Here is a 25,917-nt window from a genome sequence, read left to right as displayed (position 1 = left end):
CGTGCACGCAATGTTATTAATCAGGAGAAGACCATGAGCTTTATCGAACAGTGGTTACATGATGCAGTACCTGCCCTGGTGGGCAGCGAGTGGCGCACCGGAAAAGGAACCTTTGCCGTGGACAACCCCGCCACCGGTGAGACCATTGCCCGGGTGGCCGACTTAGGGGCCGATGACACCCGCGACGCCGTCGCCGCCGCTTACGAAGCAGGCCCTACTTGGCGCACCACGCCGGTCAAACAGCGCTCAGCATTGCTGCGCCGTTGGTTTGAGCTGATCAATGAGCACGCCGACGACAAGCGCCTGCTGGTACTGCGCGAGCCGGTCGGCGTGGTGGCGGCGATTACGCCCTGGAATTTCCCGCTGGCGATGATCACCCGCAAGTGCGCCCCGGCGCTGGCCGCTGGCTGCACCGTAGTCATTAAACCTGCTGAAGCCACGCCGCTCACCGCTCTGGCCGTGGCTTATTTAGCGCTGGAAGCTGGCCTGCCCGCGGGCACCATTAACGTGGTCACCGCTTCCAAACCCGCGGCCGTGGGTGAAGTGCTCACCACCGATCCACGAGTGCGCAAGGTGTCGTTTACCGGCTCTACTCCGGTCGGCAAACACCTGCTGGCCCAGTGCGCCAGCACAGTGAAGAAAACCGCCATGGAGCTGGGCGGCAACGCGCCGTTTATCGTCTTTGACGACGCCGATGTGGATGCCGCTGTTGATGGCGCCATCGCCTCTAAATTCCGTAACGCCGGACAAACCTGTGTCTGCACCAACCGCTTTCTGGTGCAGGACGGCATTTACGATGCGTTCATCAGTAAGCTCACCGAGCGTGTGAATGCATTAAAAGTCGGCGATGGCCTAGCAGATGGCAGCATTATCGGCCCGCTCATCAACCAAGCGGCGATAGACAAGGTTCAGCGACACGTGGACGACGCCCAAGGCAAAGGCGCACGTCTTATGTGTGGCGGCAAACTCCACGCTGCCGGTGAGCGCTTCTATACGCCCACGGTGCTGGCCGACGTCACCATCAAGATGGCCGTGGCTGATGAAGAGACCTTCGGCCCCGTAGCGCCGGTGTTCCGCTTCAAGAAAGACGAAGAAGCCATCCAGATGGCCAACGACACACCGTTCGGCCTGGCAGCTTACTTTTACGCCACGGATTACCGCCGCATCTGGCGTACCATGGAGCAGTTGGAGTACGGCATGGTCGGCGTCAATGAGGGGCTGATCTCCACCGAACTGGCACCGTTTGGCGGTGTGAAAGAGTCCGGGCTGGGCCGCGAAGGTTCCCACCATGGCCTTGATGAGTTTACTGAACTGAAATACGTCTGCGTAGGCGGTTTATAAAGAGAACGATGATGACTAACCAAGAACTGAACGACCTGAAAATCCGCTTTGTGGCTAACGGTGCCGCCACGCCGACGGCTCAGTTTGCCGAACGCGCTGAAAACGCTGAGCTATGGGACGCCGACGGCAACCGCTGGATCGATTTCGCCGGCGGCATTGGCGTGCTGAACCTGGGCCACCGCCACCCGAAAATCGTCGCGGCGGTCGAAGCACAGCTCAAGAAAGTGATGCACACCAGCGCTGCGGTGATCTCCTACGCGCCCTACGTGCAGCTGTGCCAAAAGCTCTGCGAACTCACCCCCGTGCGTGGCCCCGAGCGCAAGGCCATGCTGGTGAACACCGGTGCCGAAGCGCTGGAAAACGCCGTCAAGATTGCCCGCGCCGCCACCGGCCGCACCGGAATCATCACCTTCGATGGTGCCTTCCACGGCCGCACCATGATGACCCTGGCGATGACCGGCAAGGTGCTGCCCTACAAGAACGACTTCGGCCCGATGCCGGGCGACGTCTTTCGCGCACCGTTCCCCAACCCGCTGCACGGCATCAGCGAAGAAGCGTCGCTCGATGCTATTCGCACGCTGTTCAAAACCGATATCGCCCCGCACCGCACGGCGGCCATCGTGATCGAGCCGGTACAGGGCGAAGGCGGCTTCTACATCGCCTCACCGGATTACCTCAAAGCGCTGCGCGCCCTGTGCGACGAGCACGGTATTCTGCTGGTCGCCGACGAAGTGCAGTCCGGCTTTGCCCGCACCGGCAAACTGTTTGCCCTGGAACACAGCGGCATCGAGGCAGACATTCTCACCACCGCCAAGAGCCTAGCCAACGGCATGCCACTCTCGGCTGTGGTGGGTAGCGCCAAGGTGATGGATGCCTCCGGCCCCAACTCCCTGGGCGGCACCTACAGCGGCAATCCGCTCTCCTGTGCCGCGGCGTTGGCGGTCATCGAGGTGATCGAGGAAGAGAATATTCTTGAGCGCAGCGAGCAGATGGGCAAAATGCTGGCCGAGCGTTTCACGGTTTGGGAAGAGCGTTTCCCCGCCGTGGCCCACGGCCGCCAGCTCGGCGCCATGGCCGCGTTTGAACTGCTCGATAGCGACGGCAAGCCCGATGCGCAAATGACCGGAGCGCTATGCGCCAAGGCCCGCGAGAAAGGCCTAATCCTTCTCTCCTGTGGCTTCTACGGCAACAGCATCCGAATTCTGGTACCGCTGACGGTGTCGTCTGCGGTGTTGGAAGAGGGGCTCAGCATTATCGAGCAGTCTTTGGAAGCGCTTAGCTAGTAGCATTTAGGCAGTACTAAGCCCGCCCTCGTCAAACAGCGAAAGCTGCTGATGAGGGCGGGCTTTTTTATGGGCGTTGATTCTTGTCCTGGTAAAGGGAGCCTTATTCAGGCATCGCCGATCAGACGATGGTATCAGTGTTCAGAACAGTCCAATATGAAATCTAAGGGTTAATTAGACAAGGTCCGTAAAATCTGCAAGAGTGCCTAGCCAAAAGTGGGATGAGTTAAGTTGGCCTTCGTGCCTATCTGTTTCTTAACGGTTATGTATGCTCGGTATCTTATGATAAAAAACATCATCTCATTAACACGCAAGCTTGCCACCCGCCTCAATAGCATGATGTTTTGGCTAGAAAACAAATACGGCTCAGATGAAGAGCAATCTAAGTTCGTGGACCTAGCCTGGATTTCTCACGGGGTATAAAAGAAAGCGGCTGAAAGTGCTATGATTTCAAGAACCTAACCAATCCATCAAGCACCAACAGCCGCTTCCAAAATGGTACCTGAAAAACTGACCTTCTCGCCACTCTCACGCCGGCAAATTGAAGCCGATTTCTCTGGGGGCCACATCACCTCCGATGCTGGATTGCTCTTGCTACGGGAAGTCGATAAACAACATCGTCTGACGCACCGCTTGGCCTCCGTGCTTCATGATCCCCGCGCACCGGAACAGGTTCGTCACAAGCTCGACACTCTGGTGCGTCAGCGGGTGTTCGGTGTCGCCGCGGGCTACGAAGATTTTAACGACCATGAGGCCCTACGTTACGACCAAGCGCTTCAGACCGCGCTAGGTGAAGATGAAGTCTTGGCGGGTAAGTCTACACTGTGTCGGAGCGAGCAGAAGGTAGACCGGCAAGCGATGGTGAAGGCCCATGCGTTACTGTGGCATCACTTCATTGAGCAGCATGACCAACCCCCCAAGGAAATCGTGCTGGACTTTGATGGCACCGATATTCCCGTGCACGGCGAGCAACCCGGGAAGTTCTTTAACCGCTATTATGATCACCACTGCTACTTCCCGCTGTATGTCTTCTGTGGCCGCCATCTGCTAGTGAGCTATCTGCGTACCAGTGACCACAGCGACAGCCATCACAGCTGGGCCATCCTGGCGTTACTGGTGCGCTTTATCCGCCAGTACTGGCCCGATACGCGCATTGTGTTACGAGGTGATAGTCACTTTTGTCGCCCCCGGATGCTGAACTGGTGCGATCGGCATCACGTTGACTATATCGTGGGTATCGGTAAGAACAGTCGGCTGCTCAAGGAAGTGGACGTGCCCATGATGCTGGTGCGCAAGACCCAATGGCAGGTGGGAGGCAAAGTGGCAGAGACGTTCCGCTTCCCGTATCAAGCACACTCTTGGAAATACCCACGCTGGGTGGTCGCTCGTCTAGAAGAAAGCGAGCTGGGCTCCAATCCCCGATTTATCATCAGCTCCCGTTACGACGACGGCTTCAAGCTTTACTACGAGCAGTATTGTGCTCGGGGCGACATGGAAAACCGAATCAAGGATCAACAACTGAGCCTGTTTGCTGACCGGACCTCCAGTACGCACTGGTGGGCCAATCAGTGGCGGCTGATCTTATCGGGCTTCGCCTATACGCTGTTCGAGCGCTTACGTACTTACCTGAAGAAGACCCCTTTTGAGCGCATGAGCCCAAGCAACCTGAGGCTCAAACTCATCAAAGTGGGCGCGGTCATCATCCGCAATACGCGCCGAATCCGGGTGTTGATGAGTGACAGCTACCCCTATAAAGCGCAACTATCCGATCTCGTCAGGCGGTTGGTGCCGAACTGAATGCGCGGGCGCCCCCGGCCCGACGCAATGGGGGAAAGGGGGAAGTGTATCTGAACGACGGAAAGTGGTTAAAAAGTAGGCAATTTAAGATGTACCAATAGGTTTTTAATAGCATGGCGGCCTGGGTGCGGTACTTGCTGAGGTGCTATGAGAAATCCGGGCTAGAGGTGCTCATGGATCTTCCAGAGCGTGCAGCACTTATTGGTCCAATTGTTAACAGTGCGGACGCAAACATATCCAAAATGAATGGAATTGGTGTTCGACCACTGATAACGAACTCTAGGCCCATAGCGACTCAAATTTCGCTCTTTAACAAATATCATTCTCTTATGGCTGTAGAAGAAGTACGTCAAGTCTTGGCTAATCTACCGCCTCCGTTTTCTGATATAAAAACCGGGTACTTTTCACCGAGACTAAAGAATACTCCTGAGAATCAGGATTTGGTTAGATGGCTTGAATTAAGAAAGATTATTTCATCATCGAGTGAGGGAGCTTACTTCACGAACGATATAAAAGTGAATCTTTATAGGAAGTGAAAAGCGCTTACAAAATCTTGCGCTGTCTTGGCTTCAGCTACAATCTGTCTTGAGTGCTACACACTTTGGTAGCTGCGGGCCAACTAATCCAACCCGCTCTCATCAAACAACGAAAGCTGCTGACGATTGTCCGGTTTTGCTTTTTTAGCGCGCCGAGTGGGAAGCCACCTCTGGCTGGCGAGCTTATCCACAATCGCTTGGCTGGCATCTCTGACTTCTGGTGTGCGGCGAAGCTCATAGAGCATTTTCTTCCAGTGCCGCGCCTCATTTTCAAAGTCGTTGGGCAGCGGGTAGTGGAGTTAAGCTCAAGTCTGGTGTATGGGAGGAGGTAGGAAGGGTGGCGTATCCTGTTGATTGATCACGACCAAGATCTCAACCAACACGAGTGGATACGCCATGACCGATTCTACCCTCCGGGCTCTTTCACAACCAGAACCCCAGGTCACTGACCCGCTGCACGAGCTGCTGCGACGAGGTGCCCGTGACCTGATCGCCAAGGCCGTCGAGGCCGAGCTGGCCACCTTCCTGGCGCAGTATGCCGATCAGCGGCTCGACGATGGACGTCAGGCCGTGGTCCGCAACGGCTACCTGCCCGAGCGCACGGTCCAGACCGGGATTGGGGATGTCAGCGTGCAGGTGCCCAAGGTGCGTGACCGCAGCGGCGGTGGTGCTCGCTTCAACAGCAGCCTGCTGCCGCCCTACCTGAAGCGGGCCCGCAGCATCGAGGAACTGATCCCCTGGCTCTACCTGAAGGGGATTTCCACTGGCGACTACCAGGAGGCGCTGGCGGCGCTGCTGGGCGACCAGGCCAAGGGGCTCTCGGCCAACACGGTGTCTCGGCTCAAGAAACAATGGGAAGACGAGCATACCGAGTGGCGGCAGCGTGACCTGTCAGACCGTCGCTACGTCTACTGGTGGGCCGACGGCGTGTACAGCAACGTGCGCATGGATGACCGCCTGTGTCTGCTGGTGATCATCGGCGTCACGGAGCAGGGCCGCAAGGAGCTGGTGGCCGTCGAGGACGGCTTCCGTGAGTCGGCAGACAGCTGGGAAACGCTGCTGACGGGGCTACGAGAGCGCGGTCTGACTCAAGCCCCCAAGCTGGCGGTGGGCGACGGTGCCATGGGGTTCTGGTTGGCGCTGAGCAAGATCTACCCGGAAACCGACCATCAGCGCTGCTGGGTCCACAAGACCGCTAACGTGCTGAACAAACTGCCGAAATCAGTGCAGCCCAAGGTCAAGGCCGACCTCCATGACATCTGGATGGCCGAGACCCGCGACGAGGCGCACAAGGCCTTCGATCGCACGTTGAAACGCTTCGAGGCCAAGTACCCCAAGGCGATGGCGTGCCTGGCCAAGGATCGGGACGAGCTGCTGGCGTTCTACGACTATCCAGCAGAGCACTGGGTGCATATCCGCACCACCAACCCGATCGAGTCGACCTTCGCCACGGTCCGTCTACGGAGCAAGCGCAGCCGGAACTGCGGATCCCGGGCGACGACCCTGGCGATGGTCTTCAAGCTGCTCCAGAGCGCCGAGAAACGCTGGAAGCGCATCAAGGGGTTCAGCAAGCTGGAGCTGGTCGTGAACAACGTCCGGTTTCAGGATGGGGAGCAGGTAACCGATCAATCAGACAGGACTGCCGCCTGACTGCCATCCACCAGATTTGACTATAACTCCGGGTAGTGTTCGCCGGGCTGAAAGTCGAACCGCTTTTGCAGGCTTTCCGGCAATGCCTAGGGCTTGGCGCGCCACTCTAACGGCAGTGGCGTTAATTCCGGCACCCAGCGAGCCACGAACTCACCGCTGGGGTCGTTATCCTCCGCCTGTTTGATGGGGTTATATACCCGCAGCGCATTGGTGCCGGTGGCGCCTGCCTGCATCTGCACCTGGGGGTAGTGAATGCCCGGCTCAAAATCGGTAAATAGCCGCGCCAGATGCAGAGCAGGCTCAACCCAGTGCAGCCTAAGGCCAAAGGTGGAGTGGGAGATCAGCATGGCGCGCATGCGAAAATTGATCCAACCAGTGGCAATCAGGCTGCGCATGTAGGCATCCACCAACGACACCCCGGTTTGGCCGCATTTTCAGGCTCTGCTGCGTTAGCCGGCGGTGCGTGATCGTGAATGCGTAAGTCGCGTTTGAACCAAACGACCTGAATGGGTGCCTGAGCCATTAGCCGTAACGCCTATTCGTTATGAACCGATGGCGTTACCATCAAGCCAGTATTTGCGTAATCCATTCAGCAGAACCCTTCCAACAGGAGCGTCATAATGTATATCGCCATGAACCGTTTTCGGATTGCCCCAGGCCGTGAAGAGGACTTTCTAGAAGTGTGGCGCAACCGCGACTCTCACCTGGATGAAGTGCCGGGCTTCAAGCAGTTCAAGATGCTGCAGGGTGAAAGCCAGGAAGAACACACCGTGTTTATCTCCCACAGCGTGTGGGAATCCGAAGAGGCCTTCCGCGACTGGACCAAGTCAGACGCGTTCCGCAAAGCGCATGCCAATGCCAAAGCGCCGGAAGGCATCTACCTTGGCCCGCCCAAGTTTGAAGGTTATGAGGTGGTGCTGTAAGGCTCGTGTTGCTCAATTGAGTCAGTTGTCAGCGGGGTGGTTGCCCCGCTGTTAGCGTTAACTAAAATAATGCCAAACCAATAGAGAGCAGCACGCTGTAAAGCAGCGTTGAAATGGCCGTTTTCTTCAGCATGCCGGTGAGAATTTCGCCATCACGGCTATGTTTTAATGTTCTGGCGGCATCCATCAGCGGCTTGACCACCAGCAGGCAACTCCATCCCGCCAACGGCACCGGCAGCGCAACCAAGTAGATTAACGTCAGTAACAGCGCCAATCCTAGCAGTGACCAGTGGTAGTGAATCGCGTTAGCGCGGCCCAGCCGCACCGCCAGGGTAATTTTGCCGTTACGCGCATCGCTTTCGATATCGCGCACGTTATTCACATTGAGCACGGCGGTTGCCAGCAGCCCACACGCCGCAGCGGGCAGAAAGGGCAGCCCACTTAGTTGCTGGGTATAAAGGAAGTAAGTACCCATAACACCGAGCAGTCCGAAAAACACAAAGACTGAAATATCGCCCAATCCACGATACCCATAGGGCGTGCCGCCCAGCCCAACGGTATAGGTCACCGCGGCTAATAAAGCGGCGGCGCCTAGCAGCACGAAGGTGACAATATATCCCCACTGGTTTCCGAAGGCGGTAACCAACAATGAAAGCCCTAAGAGCGCTGCCACAGTGGCCGTTATTATCATTCCTCTGCGCATGGCCTGTGGGCTTAGCAAGCCTGAAGAGACCGCCCGTACCGGCCCAATGCGCGCCTGGTCGTCGGCGCCGGACACTGCATCGCCATAGTCATTGGCTAGGTTGGAGAGTACCTGCAGTGAAATCGCTGTCAGCAGAGCAAGCAAGAGCACACCAGCATCAAAAGCATCCGCACTCGCCGCTAGCCCGCTACCCAGCAGAATAGAAGCGCACGCCAGAGGGAGGGTGCGGGGGCGAGCAGCTAGCAACCAGGCTTGATAATGGTGGCGCTTAGCGTGTGGTTCCATTAGGTCGATATTCCTTGATTCAGGTTTAAATAACAGCTTCAGGGGGTAATAGTAAACATTCATTAATGTATAGTTAACTGCTAAAAAGCAGACCTAAGTCAAAATAAGCAGTGATGCTTTGCGCCACACTCAGCCACCCCGACTCAGGAGTTTACGTGATGATTGGCAGCTTATTTAGACATAACAAATATATGGCGGTAGTTTGGCTACTGCTACGGCTCTATTTAGGCATCACTTGGCTAACACTGGGCATCGGTAAGATGACAGGAGGCTTTAATGCCGAGGGCTTCTTGAACAATGCTGTTGCCAACCCTGTGATGCGCGAGGGAAGCGCGGTTTACCCTAATTACGTCGCTTTTCTCGAAAATGTTGCGTTGCCCAATGCGGATGCCATTAATTTCATTATACCGTTGGGAGAAATATTAGTTGGCCTGGGTTTGATTGTTGGTGTGCTGACCTCGTTTGCTGCGTTTTTCGCCATCGTGATGAACATGTCTTTCTTGATGGCGGGCACGGTGTCCACCAATCCTTGGATGATTGCGCTAACCTTCTTCTTGCTGGTGGCGGGCGCGAATGCTGGCCGCTTGGGCGGAGATCGTTGGCTGCTGCCCTATATAAAGCACAAGCTAGGTTGGGCGTATAGGTAGCAGATAGCAGGTAATCATAAATGCTTGCTCATAGGCGAATTATGCATTCTTTACACCCTGTTGAAGCACTTAAGCACCAGCTTGATTCGCTTTGTCATACTGCTAAAAAAGGGTTTATCCGCCTAAGTACGCCCTGTCAGGTCGGTAACCTAATGGGGTGGCTAAGCGTGCAGAGTGTTTACCCCCGCCTCTATTGGAGGGCGCGTGATGTGGGCGCTGTTGAGTATGCGGCGCTAGGGGTTGTTAAGGCGTTTGATTCGCTAGCGGCGCTGCAGGCTGACCTAGCCACGCTGGCCGATAATGGTGGCGAGCAGCCGGACTACTTCGGTGGTATGGCCTTCGACCCTGAGGCACCTGGGTGGCAGCACTTCCCCGGCTGTTACTTTTTGCTGCCACGTATAGTACTTAGGCGCCATCAAGGTGGGGCGACGCTATCACTCAACCTGCGTTTTGATGACCGTTGCCCAGAGGCTGAGATAGCCCAGGCTCGTGCCTGTTTGGCTGCGCTGAAACAGGAGCAACCGCTGCCTTGCCTATTGCCGCATGTCTATCAGCGTGAAGACTGCCCCACCCTGAAAGAGTGGATGGCGTCGGTGGCGCAGGTCACTCATCCTGATCAGTTGGGCCACACACCCAAAGTAGTGCTTTCCCGGGAGACCTGCCTCACGACACCTGAAACGCCTAGCCCTTGGTCGCTGCTAGCACGCTGGCAGGCCGGTACCGTCGACTGCTTTCACTTTGGCGTTCAATTGACACCGCATGAAGCGTTTATCGGCTGCCCGCCGGAACGGCTTTATAAGCGTGAAGACAGACATTTGGTTAGTGAGGCGCTGGCAGGCACCACCCGCCGTGGGCAGGAGGCCCAACAAGATCAAGCGCTTGCCGATACACTGCTTGCTGATAAGAAAAACAATCTGGAAAACCAGTGCGTCTATCAGCAACTTTTGACCCAGCTTGAACCGCTTTCTTCGCAAGTCCAGATGGGCGAGGCGCATATTGTTAAGCTGCGCTCGGTGCAGCATATCCGACGCCTGATTCACGCCGAGCTTCACAGTGACATCACCGACCAGCAACTGCTTGCAGTACTGCCGCCTACCCCGGCAGTAGGCGGTGTTCCCCGCGACTCGTCACTGGCTTTTATTCGCCAGCATGAGCGCCATCAACGTGGCTGGTATGCGGGCGTTTTCGGTCGAATTAATCACGCCAGTAGCGACTTGGCGGTCGCTATCCGTTGCGCCCATATCAGCCCAAAAACGATTCGGCTGTATGCCGGGGCAGGCATTGTGGCAGGCTCACAGCCTGAAGAGGAGTGGCGCGAACTGGATACCAAAATCGCTGATATCATGTCACTACTCGGAATGGGATAACGTAGATGACAGCACCGACATCGAGCGGCTTTATGAAAAAGCACGCCACCTTTAATCATGTGTGGGCGGCGCTAATGCTGGAGGAGCTCTACCGCTTGGGTGTCCGCGACGTAGTGCTGGCGCCAGGCTCCCGTTCCTCGCCTTTGACCATGGCCGCCAGCGAACATGCCGGGTTGCACAGCCACTGCCATTTTGACGAGCGTGGGCTGGGGTTTACGGCGCTGGGTATTGCCCGAGGCAGTCAGCGTCCGGTGGTCATTATCACTACTTCAGGCACTGCCGTGGCGAACCTTTACCCGGCGGTGGTAGAGGCCAAGCTGCTCGGCGTGCCGCTCATTGTGCTCTCTGCCGACCGCCCCATTGAGCTACTGGATAACGGCAGCAACCAGGCGATTGATCAGCGCGATATTTTCTCGCGCCACACCATTGCCTATCATGACCTGCCGCCGCCAGAGATTGAGATAAAAGCCGCATTTCTCCTCAGCACGCTTGATCAAGCCATTGATCAACAGCGCCGCTCCCCTGGGCCTATCCACATTAACTGCCGCTACCGCGAACCGCTTTACCCCGGCCGTTGCCTGGTGGATGCCAGCGACTATCTCGCCCTGCTGGGGAACTGGCTGACCGCCTCCACACCTTGGAGTGAATGGCAGGCCAGTACTGCGGTTCCAGCGCTCAACAGCGAGTGGGAAGCGCTTGCCCAGCAGCGCGGCCTGATTGTTGTTGGCAGGATTGAAGACAGGGTTAAAAAGAGAGTTGAAGACAGTGTTGATAGCTCCCAACAGGCGCAGCAAATTGTTGAGCTATCCAAGCAGTTGGGTTGGCCGCTGTTAGCGGATGTGCAGAGCCAGATCCATTTTGATCCTCAAAATCTAATTCATTTTGACCTGGCGCTGCATGACGAAGATTTCAGTGCTGAACTTGCTAAAGCCGAGGTGCTGCTTCAGTTTGGCGGCCGGCTGATTTCCAAGCGATTAAGCCAGTTTATTGCCCAGCAGTCGTGGCAGGATGTCTGGTTGGTTGATCCGCTGCCCCAGCGGTTGGACCCTGATTACTGTGTTAAGCGCCGTTTGACATGCTCGCCTGCCGACTTTATCGCTGATTTACCGGCTCTTCCCGAGCAACCTCCTTGGCATCAATTGGCTAACCTCCAGCGCCGCACCAGTCAGCTTATTGAGAAGTTCTGTATAGCATTCTCAGAGTTGGGTGTCTGCCACCAGCTAGCGCAGCTAGCTAGAGGGCAACTGTTTATAGGCAACAGCCTGCCTGCACGGCTTATGAATATGCTGGGTACGCATCGCCAAACACCGCTGCGGGTATTTGCCAATCGCGGTGCGTCCGGTATCGATGGATTGATTGCCACTGGCTATGGCATTAGCTGCTCTCGCCAAGAGCCCATCACTATTTTGCTGGGAGATACCAGTGCGTTACATGACCTCAATAGCCTGGCGTTGCTGAAACAAGCCACCCAGCCACTGGTGGTGGTTATCCTCAATAACGATGGCGGCAGTATTTTCCATATGCTGCCCGTGCCTAAAGAGGGTGATCTGCTGGAGCGCTATTATCGACAGCCTCACGGCTTAAGCTTCGAGCATGCGGCGCAGATGTTTGGGCTTGGCTACGTTGCGCCAGCGTCACTGGACGCCTTTGCGACAGCCTATAGCCAAGCTCTAACGGTGGGGGTTACGTTGATCGAGGTTAACGTGCCCCATCAGCAGGTAGCTGATGATCTGACAGCGCTAGGAGCCGTAATTCGGGAGGAAGAGGGTGAGCGACGAATTTAAGCAAAAGGCATCCAAGCCAACCCTGGTCATGCTGCACGGCCTGCTGGGCGACCGCCACGACTGGGCGGCGGTGAGTGATGGCTTGGAAGGCGTCGATTGCTTAGCGTTGGACTTACCTGGCCATGGCAAAAATCACCGCGTCCAGACAGCCTCTTTTGAGGCGTTTCACTACTGGCTTACTGATACATTGGTGGCTCACGGTATTCGCCGCTACTGCCTGCTGGGCTACTCCCTGGGCGGGCGCTTGGCGCTTTACCACGCTAGCCGTCAGCCATTAGGTCTTGCCGCCCTCTGGTTGGAAAGCGCCCATCCAGGGCTGGCTGCCAGCGAGCGACCCGCCCGCATTGCCCATGATGAACGCTGGGCAACACGTTTCGAGCAGGAACCAATGGAGGGGGTACTGACTGACTGGTACCAACAACCGGTGTTTTCCGACCTAACCGAGGCCCAGCGTTGTCGGCAGATTCAACGCCGTCTTGCTAATCATGGGCCATCTGTCGCGAATATGCTGCGTGCAACGTCACTCGGCAAGCAACCATCGCAATGGGCGTGGCTGGCAAATACGTCGCTACCGGTCAGCTATTTTTCGGGTCTGCAGGATGCCAAGTTCCACACGCTGGCTACTCGTCTAAAAACGATGGCCCCCCGCCTGCGCCAGATCACGCTGGAAGGGGGCCACAATCTTCATGCTGAACAGCCTGGTGAAATCTCACAACAGCTCAACGCTTGGTATCAAACGTTTGGCTAAACCACGGGTCAGCTGATCACCATTAACCAGGGTAGGCCGATCACCAGCCAAGCCACTAGAAATAGCAACCCAAAGATTGCCCCCAGCCGCCAGAAGAGTGCGCTGGGCAGATAGCCACTGCCGTAGTAGACGGGGCTTGGGCCCGTGCCGTAGGGAGTGAGAATGCCCATAAAGCCCAGCGTGGGAAGTAGCAGCAGAACAAACATCTGCATATCCAACCCGGCAATCCCCGACGCTGCTGCAAGAATCACCGGCAGCAGGGCGGTAACGTGCGCTGTCACGCTGGCGAAGAAATAGTGCAGTAGATAGAAGATGGCTACCAGTGCCACCATGGCCATCAGCGGGTCGAAGTGACTGATCTGCCCGCCGACCACATTGCCAAACCAATTAACGAAACCCACTAGGCTCAGCCCACCTGCTAGTGCTACCAAGGTTGCAAACCATACAAAGGTATTCCAGGCGGCATGGTTATCGAGAATATCTTTCCAACTCACGATGCCCACTAACAGCATCCCGCAGATGACCAATAAACCCACCAGTGACCCAGAGATAACACTGCCCGCAAAAATCCATAGCAATAGGGCAGTGACCACCATCATGACCAGTATTATTTCATTACGGGTCAGTGCTCCCAGCTTGGTTAACTCCTTTCCAGCCCAATCGGAAATTTCATTACCCGCTTTCACCTCGGGGGCGCATAGCCAATAACTCAGTAGCGGCACCAGTAAAAGCAGCAGAATGCCCACCGGCACGACGGCCATGAACCACTGCCCCCAGTTGATACGGATACCGGTGGTGCTTTCAGTTAGTGCGATAGCCAATAGGTTGGGCGCCAACGCGGTCAAAAATAGTGAGCTTGTCACACAGGTAGACGCGAGCGCCGTCCACATAAGAAAACTGCCCATGCGCTTCATGCTGGGATCATTAGGGTGGGAGTCGTAAAGCGGTGGCAGGTTACGAATTACCGGGTAGATGGTACCCGCACTACGCGCCGTATTAGAGGGCGTAAAGGGCGCCAGAATGCCATCGGCAATCATTACCGCGTAGCCCAGGGTTAAGGTGCGTTTACCCATTGCCTTGACCAGCCAGAGTGATATCCGCCTGCCCAAGCCGGTTTTTTCATAGCCCAGGGCAAACATAAAGGCGCCAAAAATTAGCCAGACGGTGGAGTTGGTAAAGCCCGACACGGCCCATGAGAATGCTTGGTTGGCGGCATTAAAGCCGCCAGTTGCCAGTTGCTCCGGAGAGAACAGCACCCACCGCGAAAGCAGTGCCACCAGCGTAACGCCGACCAGCCCCACCACCGCACCGGGCAAGGGTTCGAGAATCAAGCCAACGACACAGCCGAGAAAAATGGCGAAGAAGTACCACGCATGGGGCGCAAGCCCCGGTGGAGTGGGGATCAGCGCGACAATAATAGCGACTGCTAACGGCGCTAGCAGTTTCCATCGCGGTGAGGGTTGGGCATTGGTTGTCATGCGGCACCTCTCTTCAGTGTTTAGCGTATTTACTTTTGTCGCTTGGTGGGCAGCTATCTGCCTGACAGTAATTGCCCTGAAGAGTAAGCGGTGTGGGATTAAGGTAAAAGCAACGATAACTTAATTTTCACCTTCCTTGACGTACGTCAATACTCCTTTCGAGTAATAATCGCGGCCTGCCAGGGGTATGGTAATTTGAAAATAAGAAGGCGCCGCAGAGTATCGCCATTACGACCTGACTAACGGAAGGAAGCGTCATGCAACAGCGAGATTTCGATATCGTTATTGTGGGTGGAGGAGGGGCAGGCCTACGCGCTGCCATTGGCGCGGCCGAGCAGGCCAAGGAGCAGGGTACTCCCCAGCGTATTGCACTGCTCTCCAAGGTATACCCCATGCGCTCTCATACCGTGGCCGCCGAAGGTGGCGCCGCCGCCGTCACCAGTGCCGAGGATTCCCATCAGGCCCACTTTGACGACACAGTGTCAGGCGGGGATTGGCTGGTTGAACAAGGCGTCGTTGATTACTTTGTCCACCACGCTTATCAAGAATTGGTACAGATGGAGCGCTGGGGTTGCCCCTGGAGCCGGAAAGACGATGGTCAAGTGCAGGTGCGCCGCTTTGGCGGCATGAAAACCGCCCGGACTTGGTTTGCGGCCGACAAAACCGGCTTCCATATGCTGCATACGCTGTTTCAAACTTCGCTGAAGTACCCAGAGATCGAGCGCTTTGATGAGTTCTTTGTGCTCGATCTGGCGGTACACGAAGGTGCCGTGATTGGCGTGATTGCCTTGCAGATAGCCACTGGTGAACTGACCCTGCTGCGCGCTAAAGCGGTGATTCTCGCTACCGGTGGCGCTGGGCGCCTTTTCCGCTTCAATACCAACGCGGGCATTGTCACCGGCGACGGTATGGCGATGGCCTACCGTCACGGCGTGGCACTGCGGGATATGGAATTTGTGCAATACCACCCCACAGGCCTGCCCGGTTCTGGCATTTTAATTACCGAAGCGTGCCGGGGCGAAGGGGGTATTTTGCTCAATAAAGATGGCTATCGCTATCTGCAGGATTACGGCCTAGGCCCGGAAACACCGTTGGGTAAGCCGGAAAACAAGTACATGGAGCTGGGGCCTCGGGACAAACTTTCCCAGGCCTTTTGGCAGGAACAGCAGGCGGGCCGCACCGGCAAGTTTGGCGACAGCGATGTGGTCTATCTCGATCTGCGTCACCTGGGTGAGAAATATATCTTAGAGCGTTTGCCGTTTATCTGCGAGCTGGCCAAAGCCTATATCAACGTTGATCCGGTGAAAGAGCCGATTCCCATTCGCCCAGCGGTTCACTACACCATGGGCGGGATCGAAACCGACCCTCAGTGCGAAACCTCGATTGCCGGGCTATACGCCGCCGGGGAGTGTGCTTCCGTCGGTTTACATGGGGCCAACCGGCTGGGTTCCAACTCGCTTACCGAGCTACTGGTGTTTGGCCGCTTGGCCGGTGAGCAAGCAAGTCAACGTGCAGCGCAAACCGAGTGGGCCGATATGCGCTTGCTGGAAGCTCAGGGTGACCGTCAGCAAGCCAAGCTACTGCGCCTCTGTGACGGAACCGGCAGTGGGGAGAACTGGGTAGAACTCAAGCACGCCATGGTGCAGGCTATGGAGAGCGGCTGCGGTATTTATCGCACTGAAAAGGGCATGCAGGAATCGCTTGATACCATGCGTCAACTGCGTGCGCGCTTTAACAAGGTTCGCGTAAACGATACCAGCAAGATCTTCAACACCGAGCTACTGGAGTGCCTGGAGTTTGAGTGTGGCCTGGATATTGCCGAAGCTTCTTGCTTAAGTGCACTGGAGCGGCGTGAATCCCGCGGTGCTCATCAGCGCCTGGATGAAGGCATGCAGAAACGCGACGATGTTAATTACCTCAAGCACAGCCAGGTGTTCTATCAAGGCGATGCCCATGCCGAGTTGCACTGGCAGGAGGTCGATGTGCGGTTTTCCGCACCGGCTGAGCGGGCCTATGGCGATGCGGGCAAGGGGGGCAAGATATGAACACCCAGCAGATCAGCACCAAACAAGTCAGCGTCAAACGCTATCTGCCAGACAGCTCGGCTGAACCCTATTGGCAGCAGTACGAGTTACCGGTGGACGACAGTACCTCGCTACTGGATGCCCTCAACCATATCAAAGAGCAGCTCGATAGCACGCTGAGCTACCGCTGGTCGTGCCGTATGGCGATTTGCGGCTCCTGCGGGGTCATGGTTAACGGCATTCCCAAGCTCGGCTGCAAAACTTTTTTGCGTGATTATGACGGTGATATCCGCATCGAGCCGCTATCCCACTTCCCCGTACAGCGGGATCTGGTGGTGGATATGGAAATATTCCTTGAGCACTTGGCCGCGGTTAAGCCCTATTTGATCGATGACAATCCGGTGAAATCTTACGACCCCCAGGCGCCGGAAACCTATCAGCAGTCGCCCGAACAGCTCGCCCGCTACAAGCAGTTCGCTAACTGCATTAATTGTGGCCTTTGCTACTCGGCTTGCCCGCAGTTTGGACTTAATCCTGAGTTCCTTGGCCCGGCGGCACTAACGCTGGCCCACCGTTACAACCTGGATAGCCGCGACCACGGCAAGAAACAGCGCATGGCGGAGCTCAATCGCCACGAAGGGGTGTGGAGCTGCACCTTTGTGGGCTTTTGCTCCAAGGTGTGCCCCAAGCACGTCGATCCGGCCGCTGCGGTGAATCAGGGGAAGGTCGAGGCTGCCAAACACACGCTTATTGCGCTGTTTAAAGGTTAGGGGAGGAGAAGTCGTGGATAAATTATCGTCGCAACGCCTGCCGCCACTGAAACGCAACTGGTGGCTCAAGCACCGCTTTTTTAAACTCTACATGCTGCGCGAAGCCACAGTATTGCCGCTGGTTTTCTTCACGCTCTGTTTACTCGCCGGTATGGTGGCACTTCTTCAAGGGGCAGAGAGCTGGCAAGGGTGGATCGCCTTTATGCGTTCCCCCATTGTATTCGTGCTGAATCTTCTTGCGTTGGCCGCCAGCCTGTTTCACGCCGCAACCTTCTTTGTGCTGTTCCCGCGGGTAATGCCGCTGCGCATCGCCGGGCACAGCCTGCCTGATCAGGCCATTGTGGCTGGGCAATGGGCAGGTGTCGTGGCAGTTGCACTGCTGTTTTTCTGGCTATTGGGGAGGGCATAAACATGGAAAAAATAGCTATGAACAAACACCGCAGTCAGCACAAACAGGCCTTTGATGAGCCGCTTTGGTGGGGGCTGTTTAGCGCGGGCGGCGTCTGTTTTGCCGTCTTGCTGCCCGCCGTGATTCTCTTTATAGCGATTTTATTGCCCCTTGGCCTACTGCCCGCCGATGCGCTGAGCTATGAGCGAGCATCAGCGCTGCTGTTTAGCGTACCGGGCTTTCTGTTTGTTGGCGCGGTGGTTTGCCTACCGCTATTTCATGCCGCCCACCGCTTGCGCCATGGGCTGTTTGATATCAGCGTGGGCAATGACGCACTTAACAAAAAACTGATGTACGGTGGGGCTGCGCTGCTAAGCATTGTAGCCTTGGGCATAGTCGTGGCGGGCTTTTTTAGCTAAACGACGTACTGTCCTCACCTTATCCCTGACAGATAAAAAAGAGACAGGCATGATCAACGGACTCACTGAAACGGAACTCTATGCCCCAATCGAGTGGCAGGATCGCTCCGATGGCTATCAGGATATTTTGTACCACACCAGTGCCGAGGGCATTGCACGCATCACCATCAATCGCCCCGAGGTACGCAACGCCTTTCGCCCGCTGACGGTCAGCGAGATGGCCCAAGCGCTGAATCGCGCCCGTCACGACAGCGCGATTGGCACCATACTGCTCACCGGCGCAGGTGACAAAGCGTTTTGTTCCGGCGGTGATCAGCGCATTCGCGGTGACTATGGCGGTTACCAGGATGAAGAGGGCACCCACCATCTCAACGTGCTGGATTTCCAGCGCGATATTCGCACCTGCCCCAAGCCGGTGGTTGCCATGGTGGCGGGCTACGCTATCGGCGGCGGCCACGTTTTGCATCTAATGTGTGACCTGACCATTGCGGCCGATAACGCGGTTTTCGGCCAAACAGGCCCCAAAGTTGGCTCTTTTGATGGTGGCTACGGTGCCTCCTATATGGCGCGCATTGTGGGCCAGAAAAAGGCACGGGAGATCTGGTTTCTGTGCCGTCAATATAGCGCCGCCCAAGCGCTGGAAATGGGGCTGGTCAACCATGTTGTGCCGCTGGAAGCGCTGGAGAAAGAGAGCGTGCGCTGGTGTCGCGAGATGCTACAGCACAGCCCCATGGCGTTGCGCTGCCTAAAAGCCGCCCTCAATGCCGACTGCGATGGCCAGGCCGGTCTACAGGAACTGGCGGGCAATGCCACCATGCTCTACTACATGACCGAAGAGGGGCAGGAGGGACGTAACGCCTTTAACGAAAAGCGTCGCCCGGATTTTTCCCGCTACCCGCGTAACCCTTAATGCAGCTGGCGCTTTACCGCTACTCCCTACCGTTTCGTCAGCCGTTGATGTTTAAAGGCCAGCGGCTGGCGCACAGAGAAGGGATGTTAGTTTCCATCAACGGGCAATGGGGCGAGATTGCTCCGCTGCCCGGCTTCTCGGCTGAAACGCTGGCGGAAGCAGAAGTGGAAAGTCTCGCCTGCCTGGCTGCGTTAAGGCGTGGTGAGATAGCCTCTCCAGCACTGCCTTCGGTGCAATTTGGGTTTGACTGCGCCCAGCGCTCTTGGCCAAACAATCTCCCTGCGCCTTTGCCGCCCTACCCGCTGCTCCAGGGAGCACCTGCAGTGCTGATCGAGTCTCTTTCAGCAGGCCGTTGGCAAACATTGCCGCCGACCCGGCTCAAGCTAAAGGTGGCACGCTACGCCATGGAAGAAGAGCTGGCACTGATCGAGCAGCTTGCCAAATGGCTCCCAGCTACCAAGCTGATTCTGGATGCCAACGGTGGCTGGACGCATAAAGAAGCCCTGCGCTTCTGCGGGCGCCTACCCCTTGAACATATCGACTACCTGGAAGAGCCCTGCGCTACCTTTGCCGATACCATCGCAGTAGCCGAGGCAACGGGAGTAACCATCGCGCTGGATGAAACGCTATCGCGTCGGGAAGAGTGGCATTGCCACCCTCAGCTTAAAACCCTGGTAATCAAACCCACACTGATCGGCTCGTTAAGCGACTGCGAGGCACTCGTCCAGCGAGCGCGGGCGGGTAACCTCCGCGTGGTGATCTCCTCCAGCTTTGAATCTGATTTAGGTCTTGGTCTGCTTGCTCGGTTGGCCAGTGAGTGGGCGCCCAATGAGCCGCCGGGGTTAGATACGGGACATTGGCTTACCGGGCGCATTATCACTGCCACGGGCGAAGTGATGACAGAAAGCTTGAACTGCCTCTCTAAAATGGAAAATTCAGCGTGAAAGATACTTGCCCTATTCACTACTGGGCCAAAGAGACCCCGGAACGTATTGCGATAGAGGCTGGCTCGGTAATGCTAAGTTATCGGACGCTCAATCGTCGCGTGGCGTCTTTAGCACAGCAACTGGCCCGGAAAGGTTTTGTACCGGGTGATCGGCTAGTGGTTCCCGCCAAAGGCTCGCTTGAATCCTTGCTGCTGGCGTGGTCCTGCCTGCGGGCCGGGGTTATTTTCTGCCCGCATAATCCAGCGTTCCCTGTAGCCCAGCAGCTCAATTTAGCCAAGCGTTTGCAGGCTGACTGGGTTTGCCAAACGGAAAGCGACAATGATTACTCTTCACAGCTAACGCCAATTACCCTGAGTTTCCTGGCGGAAGCTAACGCAGATGAGCCACCATCGATCGATGGTAGCCAGCTCTGCAACACCATTTTTACCTCCGGCTCTAGCGGCACGCCCAAGGCGGTGTTACATAGTGTGGCGAATCACTTGGCTTCCGCGCGTGGTTCAGCGTCGTTTATTCCCGTTGATCAAAACAGTGGCTGGCTGTTGTCGCTGCCGCTGTTTCATATCGGTGGCTACGCTATCCCGTTTCGTGTTTTTCTCGCCGGTGGGCGGGTGATTCTCGATGATGCTCCGCAAACGCTTCCCGCGCGCCTTGAGCAGCAGTCAATCACCCACCTTTCACTGGTGCCGACCCAGCTGTGGCGGCTGTTGCAGGCAGGTTTTACACCTCAGCGTACTCAATTGCGGGAACTGCTGCTGGGCGGCGCGGCGATACCCGCGCCGCTGGTGGCGAAGATGACATCACTGGGGCTAACACCGAAAGTTAGCTATGGGCTGTCCGAGATGGCCAGCCAAGTCTGCACTGGTATCCCCACCGCGCCGGGCGTCGTCGGCAGGCCTCTGCCGGGCCGTGAAGTGAGGATTGTCGAGGGTGAGATACAGGTGCGCGGTGAGACCCTATTCTGCGGCTATTTGAATAATGGCGAGGTTGATCCAGGCCTAAACGACGAGGGCTGGTTTGCTACCCGCGACAAGGGGCACTTCACTTCGGAAGGCGCGCTGGTAGTGGAAGGGCGGCTAGATAACGGCTTTATCTCCGGCGGCGAGAATATTCAGCCGGAAGCTATCGAACAGCGTTTGGTCGACAACCCCAGCGTCGCCCAGGCGCTGGTCGTACCGGTGCCCCACCCCGAATGGGGAGAGCGCCCGGTGGCGTTTATCGATTGGCATGCAGAAGCCGTGACAGAGCAGGCGCTAAGCGCCTGGGTACGCGAGACGCTACCCGGCTTTATGGTGCCCGACGCCTGGCTAGCCTGGCCGCCAGGAGTGGGTTTTAAGCCTTCTCGAAAGCAGTTCTCTGAGCTGGCGCGGGCACGCGTAGATTTTGCTGTGTAGCGACAAGACCTTTTAGGCTTTGCCTCGTTATTTGGCTTATTCAGCTTATTCAGCTTATTCAGTTAGGTCAGCGCCTGTGCCAGCAGCGTCCAGCATGGCATGGAGTAGAACGTTACAGCCTGCGTCGACATGCTCCGGTGTGGCGCTTTCGATCTCGTTGTGACTAATGCCATCCTTGCAAGGAATAAAGATCATCGCGGCGGGGGCCACACGACCCACAAACATCGCATCGTGGCCGGCACCGCTGATGATATCCATATGCGACAGCTGGAGCTTCTCTGCTCCTTGGCGCACCGCATCTACGCATGCTTTATTGAAGTATTCAGGCGCGAAATTAGCGGTGGGCTCCAGGTGGTATTCAAGCCCGTGGCGCTGACAAATCTCTTCAACAGCGGCGGTGACTGCTTGGCCCATTGACTCAAGCGCTTCAGGCTCCCAATGGCGCATATCCAGGGTCATTTTGACTTGGCCGGGAATCACGTTACGCGAACCGGGGTGCAGCGTCATACAGCCGACCGTGCCGCGCCCGTGGGGCTGATGCTCATGGGCAATACGGTTGAGCGCCTGGGTAACTTCCGCAGCCCCCATCATGGCGTCGCGGCGTAGGTTCATCGGCGTAGGGCCCGCGTGGGCCTCCAGCCCGGTCAGGGTTAAATCGAACCACTTCTGGCCAAGCCCGCCGATCACCACGCCAATCGTGGTGTCGGTATCTTCCAGAATCGGGCCCTGCTCAATGTGCGGTTCAAAATAAGCTTTTATCTCATCTGGTGAGACGCTATCGCTACCGCGGTAGTGAATGGCATCCAGAGCATCGCTTACCGTCACGCCATCGGCGTCGGTGCGTGCCATCATGGCGTCAAATTCCAGCTCGCCGCTGAATACGCCGGAGCCCATCATGCAGGGCGGAAAACGGCAGCCTTCTTCGTTAGTCCAGGCGACGACTTCGATAGGGGACTGCGTGGTGATGTTGTGCTGGTTAAGGGTGCGAATCACTTCCAGGCCTGAGAGTACGCCGAAGCAGCCGTCATATTTGCCGCCGGTAGGCTGACTATCAAGATGGCTGCCCGCCATCACGCTTTTTGCGTCGGGATCGCTGCCTTCACGGCGGGCAAAGATATTGCCGATAGTATCGATCCGAATCGTGCAGCCCTCGGCCCGGCACCACTGGATAAATAGGTCACGCCCCTGGCGTTCTAGATCGGTCAGCGCCTGCCGATTGACGCCGCCTTTAGCGGTGGCGCCTAGTTTGGCCATCTCCATCAGTGAATCCCAGAGTCGGTCGCTATCGGTACGTAGGTCGGCTAGGGCGATTTTCGGTTCAGTAAGCGAGTTCATATGACTTCCTTTTATTGAGCACGGACGAAGCTGGCGACTCCCCGATTTATTATTTGGCTCATTGCTAGAGTAGAGATAAAAAAGCCAGTGATACGTATGGATTCTCTAACGTGAACAAAAGAAAAGCGTAATTTTATAAACGTGTTCGGTGACGCATGCTGAGGTAATGCCTCATACGATGGAGCCGGATACCATGTTTGGAATAAAAAGCAAAACGAAGCCTGAAGCTTCGACCTCTTCAATACAGAATGAATCTTCTAAAACGGCACTTAATCAGCACTACTGGATGCCGTTTAGCGCCAACCGTGATTTCCACGCCAACCCGCGTGTTATCGCCGGGGCGGAAGGGCGTTACTACATTGATGATCAGGGACGTAAGCTTTTCGATTCGCTTTCTGGGCTATGGACCTGCGGCGCGGGGCATAACCGTGAAGAGATCCAAAAAGCCGTGGCGGCGCAGCTAGGCAGCCTCGACTTTGCGCCAGGTTTTCAGCTTGCCCATCCGCTGGCGTTCAAGCTAGCGGAAAAAGTTGCAAGCCTGACGCCTGCCGGGCTTGACCATGTGTTTTTCACCAACTCGGGTTCAGAAGCGGCTGATACTTCGGTCAAGATGGCCAAGGCTTATTGGCGGTTAAAAGGAAAACCTGAGAAAACCCGCATGATTGGCCGCGCTAAGGGCTACCACGGGGTGAATATCGGTGGTACCAGCCTGGGCGGGATTGGCGGCAATCGTAAGCACTACGGCCAGTTGATGGATGTAACGCACCTACCGCACACCCTCCAGGCGGGCCAAGCCTTCACCCGTGGCCAAGCGGAAACCGGTGCCGAGCTTGCCGATGCGCTGCTCGATCAAATTGCGCTGCACGATGCCTCCACTATTGCAGCGGTGATTGTTGAGCCGATGTCAGGCTCGGCCGGGGTGATCGTACCGCCTAAAGGCTATTTGGATCGGCTGCGTGAGATCTGTACCGCCCACGATATTCTGCTGATTTTCGATGAAGTGATTACCGCCTTTGGGCGCAGCGGCGCGACCACAGGCGCCGAAGCCTTTGGCGTGACACCGGACATTATGAACGTGGCCAAGCAGATCACTAACGGCGCAGTACCGATGGGCGCAGTGATCGCTTCCAGCGAAATATTCGACACCTTTATGCACGCTGGCGGCCCTCAGCACGCCGTGGAATTCACCCATGGCTACACCTACAGCGCTCACCCGGTGGCCTGCGCTGCGGGGTTAGCGGCACTGGAAATGATGGAGCGTGAAAACTTCCCCGCTCAGGTGAGCGCCATCGCGCCTACCTTTGAGCAGAAGCTACACGCCTTGAAAGGGCGCAATCACGTTGTCGATATTCGTAATTACGGCTTAGCGGGTGCCATTCAGCTAACGCCTCGGGACGGTGATCCCATTATCCGCCCACGGGATGCGCATATGGCGCTTTGGGAGGCAGGGTTCTATGTGCGCTACGGCGGCGACACGCTGCAATTTGGCCCTCCGTTTGGCACTACCGAAGCCGAGCTGGAGCGCCTGTTTGATGCGGTGGCGACCACCCTGGATTCGTTAGCCTAAGACTCGTTGGCATAACCGACTGACCTAAATTTCAGAGAGTTTAAATATGAGTGTTGTTTCCCATCTGATTAACGGCGAGTTAGTTGAAAGTAAGCGCACGCTGGATGTCACCAACCCCTCCACAGGCAAAGTGATTCGCCAAGTGGCGGATGCCAATGCCGCCGACGTAGAGCGTGCCATTGCCGCCGCCCAAGCGGCGTTTCCCGCCTGGCGCGATACGCCACCCGCCAAGCGTGCCCAGGTGATGTACCGCTTCAAGCAGCTGCTCGAAGATAACGCCGACCGCCTCGTGCAACTGGTCAGCGAAGAGCATGGCAAAACCCCAGAAGATGCCATGGGCGAACTCAAGCGTGGCATCGAGAACGTCGAGTACGCCTGCGGTGTACCGGAACTGCTCAAAGGCGAGTACTCCCACAACGTTGGGCCGGGCATCGATGCATGGTCTAACTTCCAGCCCTTAGGCGTGGTGGCGGGTATTACGCCGTTTAACTTCCCCGCCATGGTGCCGCTGTGGATGTACCCCATGGCCATTGCCTGCGGGAACACCTTTATCCTCAAGCCATCTGAGAAAGACCCGTCCGCCTCGATGGCCGTGGCCGAGCTGCTTCAAGAAGCGGGGCTACCTAAAGGCGTGATGAACGTCATTCACGGCGGTCGCGAAGCAGTGGAAACACTCTTGGATGCCAAAGCCGTTAAAGCCATTTCGTTTGTCGGCTCAACGCCCGTGGCGGAAGCGATCTACTCTCGCGGGGCCTCCGCCGGTAAGCGCGTTCAAGCGTTAGGCGGGGCGAAGAACCACGCCGTGGTGCTGCCGGATGCTGATTTGGAAAACGCCGCCAACACGCTAATGGGTGCGGCTTACGGTAGCTGTGGCGAGCGCTGCATGGCGATTTCAGTGGCGGTGTGCGTCGGTGATGAAACGGCCAATCGCTTGGTCGAAACCATGCTGCCTAAAATCGCTCAGTTGAAAGTGGGCCCTGGCACTGACAAAGGCCTGGATATGGGCCCGCTGGTAACGGCTGAGCACCGCGATAAGGTGCTCGGCTTCATCGAAGATGGCGTTAACGCCGGGGCAACGCTGGTTGCTGATGGCCGCAGCCTGAAAGTGGCTGGCCATGAAGAGGGCTATTTTGTTGGTGGCTGCTTGTTCGACAACGTTACCGCTGAGATGCGTATTTACCAGGAAGAGATCTTCGGGCCAGTGCTGTGCATCGTACGGGTCGGCAGTTTGGACGACGCCATGCAGCTAATTAACGATCATGAATATGGTAATGGCACCTGCCTATTCACCCGTGATGGCGAAGCCGCCCGTCGCTTTACCGACGGTATTGAGGTCGGCATGGTAGGGGTGAACGTACCGCTACCCGTGCCGGTGGCCTACCACAGCTTTGGCGGCTGGAAGCGTTCGCTGTTTGGTGACCTTCACGCCTACGGGCCGGACTCGGTGCGTTTCTATACCCGCCGCAAGGCGGTTTCCCAGCGCTGGCCGTCGGTGAGTGAGGCCACTCGGGCCGAGTTCTCGTTCCCCAACAATCAAAGTTGACGTCTTAGGGTAACTAGGACATCTTCTCAGCACCGTCGCCCTGCGATGGTGCTTTTTTTGGTACGTACTTCAGACGTATAG

The 25,917-nt window shown here is 56.7% G+C and carries 22 protein-coding genes and 1 pseudogene; 18 read left to right on the top strand and 5 right to left on the bottom strand.

Translation table 11 applies throughout. The features are described 5' to 3' along the window. Positions 1–33 precede the first annotated feature (33 nt). The 3 genes from ACWI0H_RS18935 (at position 34) to ACWI0H_RS18925 (ending at position 4,421) form a co-directional block, all read left to right on the top strand. Positions 34–1,341 (top strand): NAD-dependent succinate-semialdehyde dehydrogenase, encoded by a 1,308-nt coding sequence (locus ACWI0H_RS18935; protein ID WP_485874225.1) that lies wholly within the window; start codon positions 34–36, stop codon positions 1,339–1,341. Positions 1,342–1,352: 11 nt separating this feature from the next. Next, positions 1,353–2,624, top strand: coding sequence for a 4-aminobutyrate--2-oxoglutarate transaminase (gabT, locus tag ACWI0H_RS18930; protein ID WP_485876268.1), 1,272 nt, complete (start codon positions 1,353–1,355; stop codon positions 2,622–2,624). Positions 2,625–3,119: 495 nt separating this feature from the next. Continuing rightward, positions 3,120–4,421, top strand: a complete 1,302-nt coding sequence (locus tag ACWI0H_RS18925) for an IS1380 family transposase (RefSeq protein WP_101146771.1) — start codon at positions 3,120–3,122, stop codon at positions 4,419–4,421. A 619-nt stretch (positions 4,422–5,040) separates the two neighbouring features. Here the strand turns inward: ACWI0H_RS18925 and ACWI0H_RS18920 are convergent. Further along, positions 5,041–5,202 (bottom strand): hypothetical protein, encoded by a 162-nt coding sequence (locus ACWI0H_RS18920; RefSeq protein WP_485874224.1) that lies wholly within the window; start codon positions 5,200–5,202, stop codon positions 5,041–5,043. 151 nt (positions 5,203–5,353) lie between these two features. Between ACWI0H_RS18920 and ACWI0H_RS18915 the strand changes: the two genes are divergently transcribed. Next, complete coding sequence (locus tag ACWI0H_RS18915) at positions 5,354–6,607, top strand: IS256 family transposase (protein ID WP_054641842.1); 1,254 nt, start codon at positions 5,354–5,356, stop codon at positions 6,605–6,607. A gap of 86 nt (positions 6,608–6,693) precedes the next feature. Here ACWI0H_RS18915 and ACWI0H_RS18910 read toward each other — a convergent pair. Further along, positions 6,694–7,026 (bottom strand): annotated as a pseudogene (locus ACWI0H_RS18910) (FAD-binding domain-containing protein); the annotation flags it as partial. A gap of 201 nt (positions 7,027–7,227) precedes the next feature. On the opposite strand from ACWI0H_RS18910, the gene hmuQ reads away from it, so the two are divergent. Beyond that, positions 7,228–7,530 (top strand): heme-degrading protein HmuQ, encoded by a 303-nt coding sequence (gene hmuQ, locus ACWI0H_RS18905; protein ID WP_295711606.1) that lies wholly within the window; start codon positions 7,228–7,230, stop codon positions 7,528–7,530. 61 nt (positions 7,531–7,591) lie between these two features. Here hmuQ and ACWI0H_RS18900 read toward each other — a convergent pair whose 3' ends face one another. After that, positions 7,592–8,518, bottom strand: coding sequence for a 1,4-dihydroxy-2-naphthoate polyprenyltransferase (locus tag ACWI0H_RS18900; protein ID WP_290702196.1), 927 nt, complete (start codon positions 8,516–8,518; stop codon positions 7,592–7,594). A gap of 158 nt (positions 8,519–8,676) precedes the next feature. Between ACWI0H_RS18900 and ACWI0H_RS18895 the strand changes: the two genes are divergently transcribed. The 4 genes from ACWI0H_RS18895 to menH are packed head-to-tail and all read left to right on the top strand — an operon-like array spanning position 8,677 to position 13,064. After that, positions 8,677–9,165, top strand: coding sequence for a DoxX family protein (locus ACWI0H_RS18895; RefSeq protein WP_290702198.1), 489 nt, complete (start codon positions 8,677–8,679; stop codon positions 9,163–9,165). A gap of 41 nt (positions 9,166–9,206) precedes the next feature. Continuing rightward, positions 9,207–10,532, top strand: a complete 1,326-nt coding sequence (locus ACWI0H_RS18890) for an isochorismate synthase (RefSeq protein WP_290702199.1) — start codon at positions 9,207–9,209, stop codon at positions 10,530–10,532. A 5-nt stretch (positions 10,533–10,537) separates the two neighbouring features. After that, positions 10,538–12,316: a 2-succinyl-5-enolpyruvyl-6-hydroxy-3-cyclohexene-1-carboxylic-acid synthase gene (menD, locus tag ACWI0H_RS18885; protein WP_290702201.1), complete on the top strand. Its 1,779-nt coding sequence runs from the start codon at positions 10,538–10,540 to the stop codon at positions 12,314–12,316. Then, a complete protein-coding gene (menH, locus tag ACWI0H_RS18880; protein WP_290702204.1) occupies positions 12,300–13,064 on the top strand; it encodes a 2-succinyl-6-hydroxy-2,4-cyclohexadiene-1-carboxylate synthase in 765 nt (254 codons plus the stop codon). The genes menD and menH overlap by 17 nt, the downstream gene beginning before the upstream one ends. An 8-nt stretch (positions 13,065–13,072) precedes the next feature. Here menH and ACWI0H_RS18875 read toward each other — a convergent pair whose 3' ends face one another. Then, on the bottom strand, positions 13,073–14,542 hold the full coding sequence (locus ACWI0H_RS18875; protein ID WP_295711613.1) for an anion permease: 1,470 nt from the start codon (positions 14,540–14,542) through the stop codon (positions 13,073–13,075). Between the two features lie 257 nt (positions 14,543–14,799). Between ACWI0H_RS18875 and frdA the strand changes: the two genes are divergently transcribed. Genes frdA through ACWI0H_RS18840 form a run of 7 tightly spaced genes read left to right on the top strand, consistent with a single transcriptional unit; the run spans position 14,800 to position 21,391 of the window. Next, complete coding sequence (gene frdA / locus ACWI0H_RS18870; protein WP_290702210.1) at positions 14,800–16,587, top strand: fumarate reductase (quinol) flavoprotein subunit; 1,788 nt, start codon at positions 14,800–14,802, stop codon at positions 16,585–16,587. Beyond that, entirely contained in the window at positions 16,584–17,336 is a 753-nt protein-coding gene (locus tag ACWI0H_RS18865) for a succinate dehydrogenase/fumarate reductase iron-sulfur subunit (RefSeq protein ID WP_290702212.1), read from the top strand. The genes frdA and ACWI0H_RS18865 overlap by 4 nt, the downstream gene beginning before the upstream one ends. A 13-nt stretch (positions 17,337–17,349) precedes the next feature. Then, positions 17,350–17,745, top strand: a complete 396-nt coding sequence (locus ACWI0H_RS18860; protein ID WP_290702214.1) for a succinate dehydrogenase/fumarate reductase transmembrane subunit — start codon at positions 17,350–17,352, stop codon at positions 17,743–17,745. Positions 17,746–17,762: 17 nt separating this feature from the next. Further along, a complete protein-coding gene (gene frdD, locus ACWI0H_RS18855; RefSeq protein ID WP_241524590.1) occupies positions 17,763–18,143 on the top strand; it encodes a fumarate reductase subunit FrdD in 381 nt (126 codons plus the stop codon). Positions 18,144–18,192: 49 nt separating this feature from the next. Next, positions 18,193–19,053, top strand: a complete 861-nt coding sequence (menB, locus tag ACWI0H_RS18850; protein ID WP_295711620.1) for a 1,4-dihydroxy-2-naphthoyl-CoA synthase — start codon at positions 18,193–18,195, stop codon at positions 19,051–19,053. Continuing rightward, complete coding sequence (gene menC / locus ACWI0H_RS18845; protein WP_290702220.1) at positions 19,053–19,997, top strand: o-succinylbenzoate synthase; 945 nt, start codon at positions 19,053–19,055, stop codon at positions 19,995–19,997. The genes menB and menC overlap by 1 nt, the downstream gene beginning before the upstream one ends. Further along, the gene (locus ACWI0H_RS18840; RefSeq protein ID WP_290702222.1) at positions 19,994–21,391 is read left to right on the top strand and encodes an AMP-binding protein; all 1,398 of its coding nucleotides are present in this window, start codon (positions 19,994–19,996) and stop codon (positions 21,389–21,391) included. Before menC ends, ACWI0H_RS18840 begins: the two co-directional genes overlap by 4 nt. Before the next feature lie 54 nt (positions 21,392–21,445). Here the strand turns inward: ACWI0H_RS18840 and ACWI0H_RS18835 are convergent, their stop codons facing one another. Then, complete coding sequence (locus tag ACWI0H_RS18835; RefSeq protein WP_485874223.1) at positions 21,446–22,726, bottom strand: Zn-dependent hydrolase; 1,281 nt, start codon at positions 22,724–22,726, stop codon at positions 21,446–21,448. A gap of 193 nt (positions 22,727–22,919) precedes the next feature. Here ACWI0H_RS18835 and aptA point away from each other — a divergent pair, with 193 nt between their 5' ends. Together aptA and ACWI0H_RS18825 are read left to right on the top strand one after the other, a co-directional pair. Further along, positions 22,920–24,293, top strand: coding sequence for an omega-aminotransferase AptA (aptA, locus tag ACWI0H_RS18830; RefSeq protein WP_485874222.1), 1,374 nt, complete (start codon positions 22,920–22,922; stop codon positions 24,291–24,293). Positions 24,294–24,339: 46 nt separating this feature from the next. Next, on the top strand, positions 24,340–25,836 hold the full coding sequence (locus ACWI0H_RS18825) for a CoA-acylating methylmalonate-semialdehyde dehydrogenase (protein WP_485874221.1): 1,497 nt from the start codon (positions 24,340–24,342) through the stop codon (positions 25,834–25,836). Positions 25,837–25,917: the final 81 nt, after the last annotated feature.

The organism is Halomonas sp. NYA30, assembly GCF_976980765.1.
The sequence above is the reverse complement of the archived record's forward strand: the minus strand, read 5'-3'. Positions and strand labels throughout refer to the sequence as shown.

What these genes read in the sequence shown, in the direction of transcription:
- ACWI0H_RS18935 (WP_485874225.1), top strand. Translation starts at nt 34, where the DNA reads ATGAGCTTTATCGAACAGTGGTTACATGATGCAGTACCTGCCCTGGTG.
- gabT (WP_485876268.1), top strand. Translation starts at nt 1,353, where the DNA reads ATGACTAACCAAGAACTGAACGACCTGAAAATCCGCTTTGTGGCTAAC.
- ACWI0H_RS18925 (WP_101146771.1), top strand. Translation starts at nt 3,120, where the DNA reads ATGGTACCTGAAAAACTGACCTTCTCGCCACTCTCACGCCGGCAAATT.
- ACWI0H_RS18920 (WP_485874224.1), bottom strand. Translation starts at nt 5,202, where the DNA reads ATGCTCTATGAGCTTCGCCGCACACCAGAAGTCAGAGATGCCAGCCAA.
- ACWI0H_RS18915 (WP_054641842.1), top strand. Translation starts at nt 5,354, where the DNA reads ATGACCGATTCTACCCTCCGGGCTCTTTCACAACCAGAACCCCAGGTC.
- hmuQ (WP_295711606.1), top strand. Translation starts at nt 7,228, where the DNA reads ATGTATATCGCCATGAACCGTTTTCGGATTGCCCCAGGCCGTGAAGAG.
- ACWI0H_RS18900 (WP_290702196.1), bottom strand. Translation starts at nt 8,518, where the DNA reads ATGGAACCACACGCTAAGCGCCACCATTATCAAGCCTGGTTGCTAGCT.
- ACWI0H_RS18895 (WP_290702198.1), top strand. Translation starts at nt 8,677, where the DNA reads ATGATTGGCAGCTTATTTAGACATAACAAATATATGGCGGTAGTTTGG.
- ACWI0H_RS18890 (WP_290702199.1), top strand. Translation starts at nt 9,207, where the DNA reads ATGCATTCTTTACACCCTGTTGAAGCACTTAAGCACCAGCTTGATTCG.
- menD (WP_290702201.1), top strand. Translation starts at nt 10,538, where the DNA reads ATGACAGCACCGACATCGAGCGGCTTTATGAAAAAGCACGCCACCTTT.
- ACWI0H_RS18875 (WP_295711613.1), bottom strand. Translation starts at nt 14,542, where the DNA reads ATGACAACCAATGCCCAACCCTCACCGCGATGGAAACTGCTAGCGCCG.
- frdA (WP_290702210.1), top strand. Translation starts at nt 14,800, where the DNA reads ATGCAACAGCGAGATTTCGATATCGTTATTGTGGGTGGAGGAGGGGCA.
- ACWI0H_RS18865 (WP_290702212.1), top strand. Translation starts at nt 16,584, where the DNA reads ATGAACACCCAGCAGATCAGCACCAAACAAGTCAGCGTCAAACGCTAT.
- frdD (WP_241524590.1), top strand. Translation starts at nt 17,763, where the DNA reads ATGAACAAACACCGCAGTCAGCACAAACAGGCCTTTGATGAGCCGCTT.
- menB (WP_295711620.1), top strand. Translation starts at nt 18,193, where the DNA reads ATGATCAACGGACTCACTGAAACGGAACTCTATGCCCCAATCGAGTGG.
- menC (WP_290702220.1), top strand. Translation starts at nt 19,053, where the DNA reads ATGCAGCTGGCGCTTTACCGCTACTCCCTACCGTTTCGTCAGCCGTTG.
- ACWI0H_RS18835 (WP_485874223.1), bottom strand. Translation starts at nt 22,726, where the DNA reads ATGAACTCGCTTACTGAACCGAAAATCGCCCTAGCCGACCTACGTACC.
- aptA (WP_485874222.1), top strand. Translation starts at nt 22,920, where the DNA reads ATGTTTGGAATAAAAAGCAAAACGAAGCCTGAAGCTTCGACCTCTTCA.
- ACWI0H_RS18825 (WP_485874221.1), top strand. Translation starts at nt 24,340, where the DNA reads ATGAGTGTTGTTTCCCATCTGATTAACGGCGAGTTAGTTGAAAGTAAG.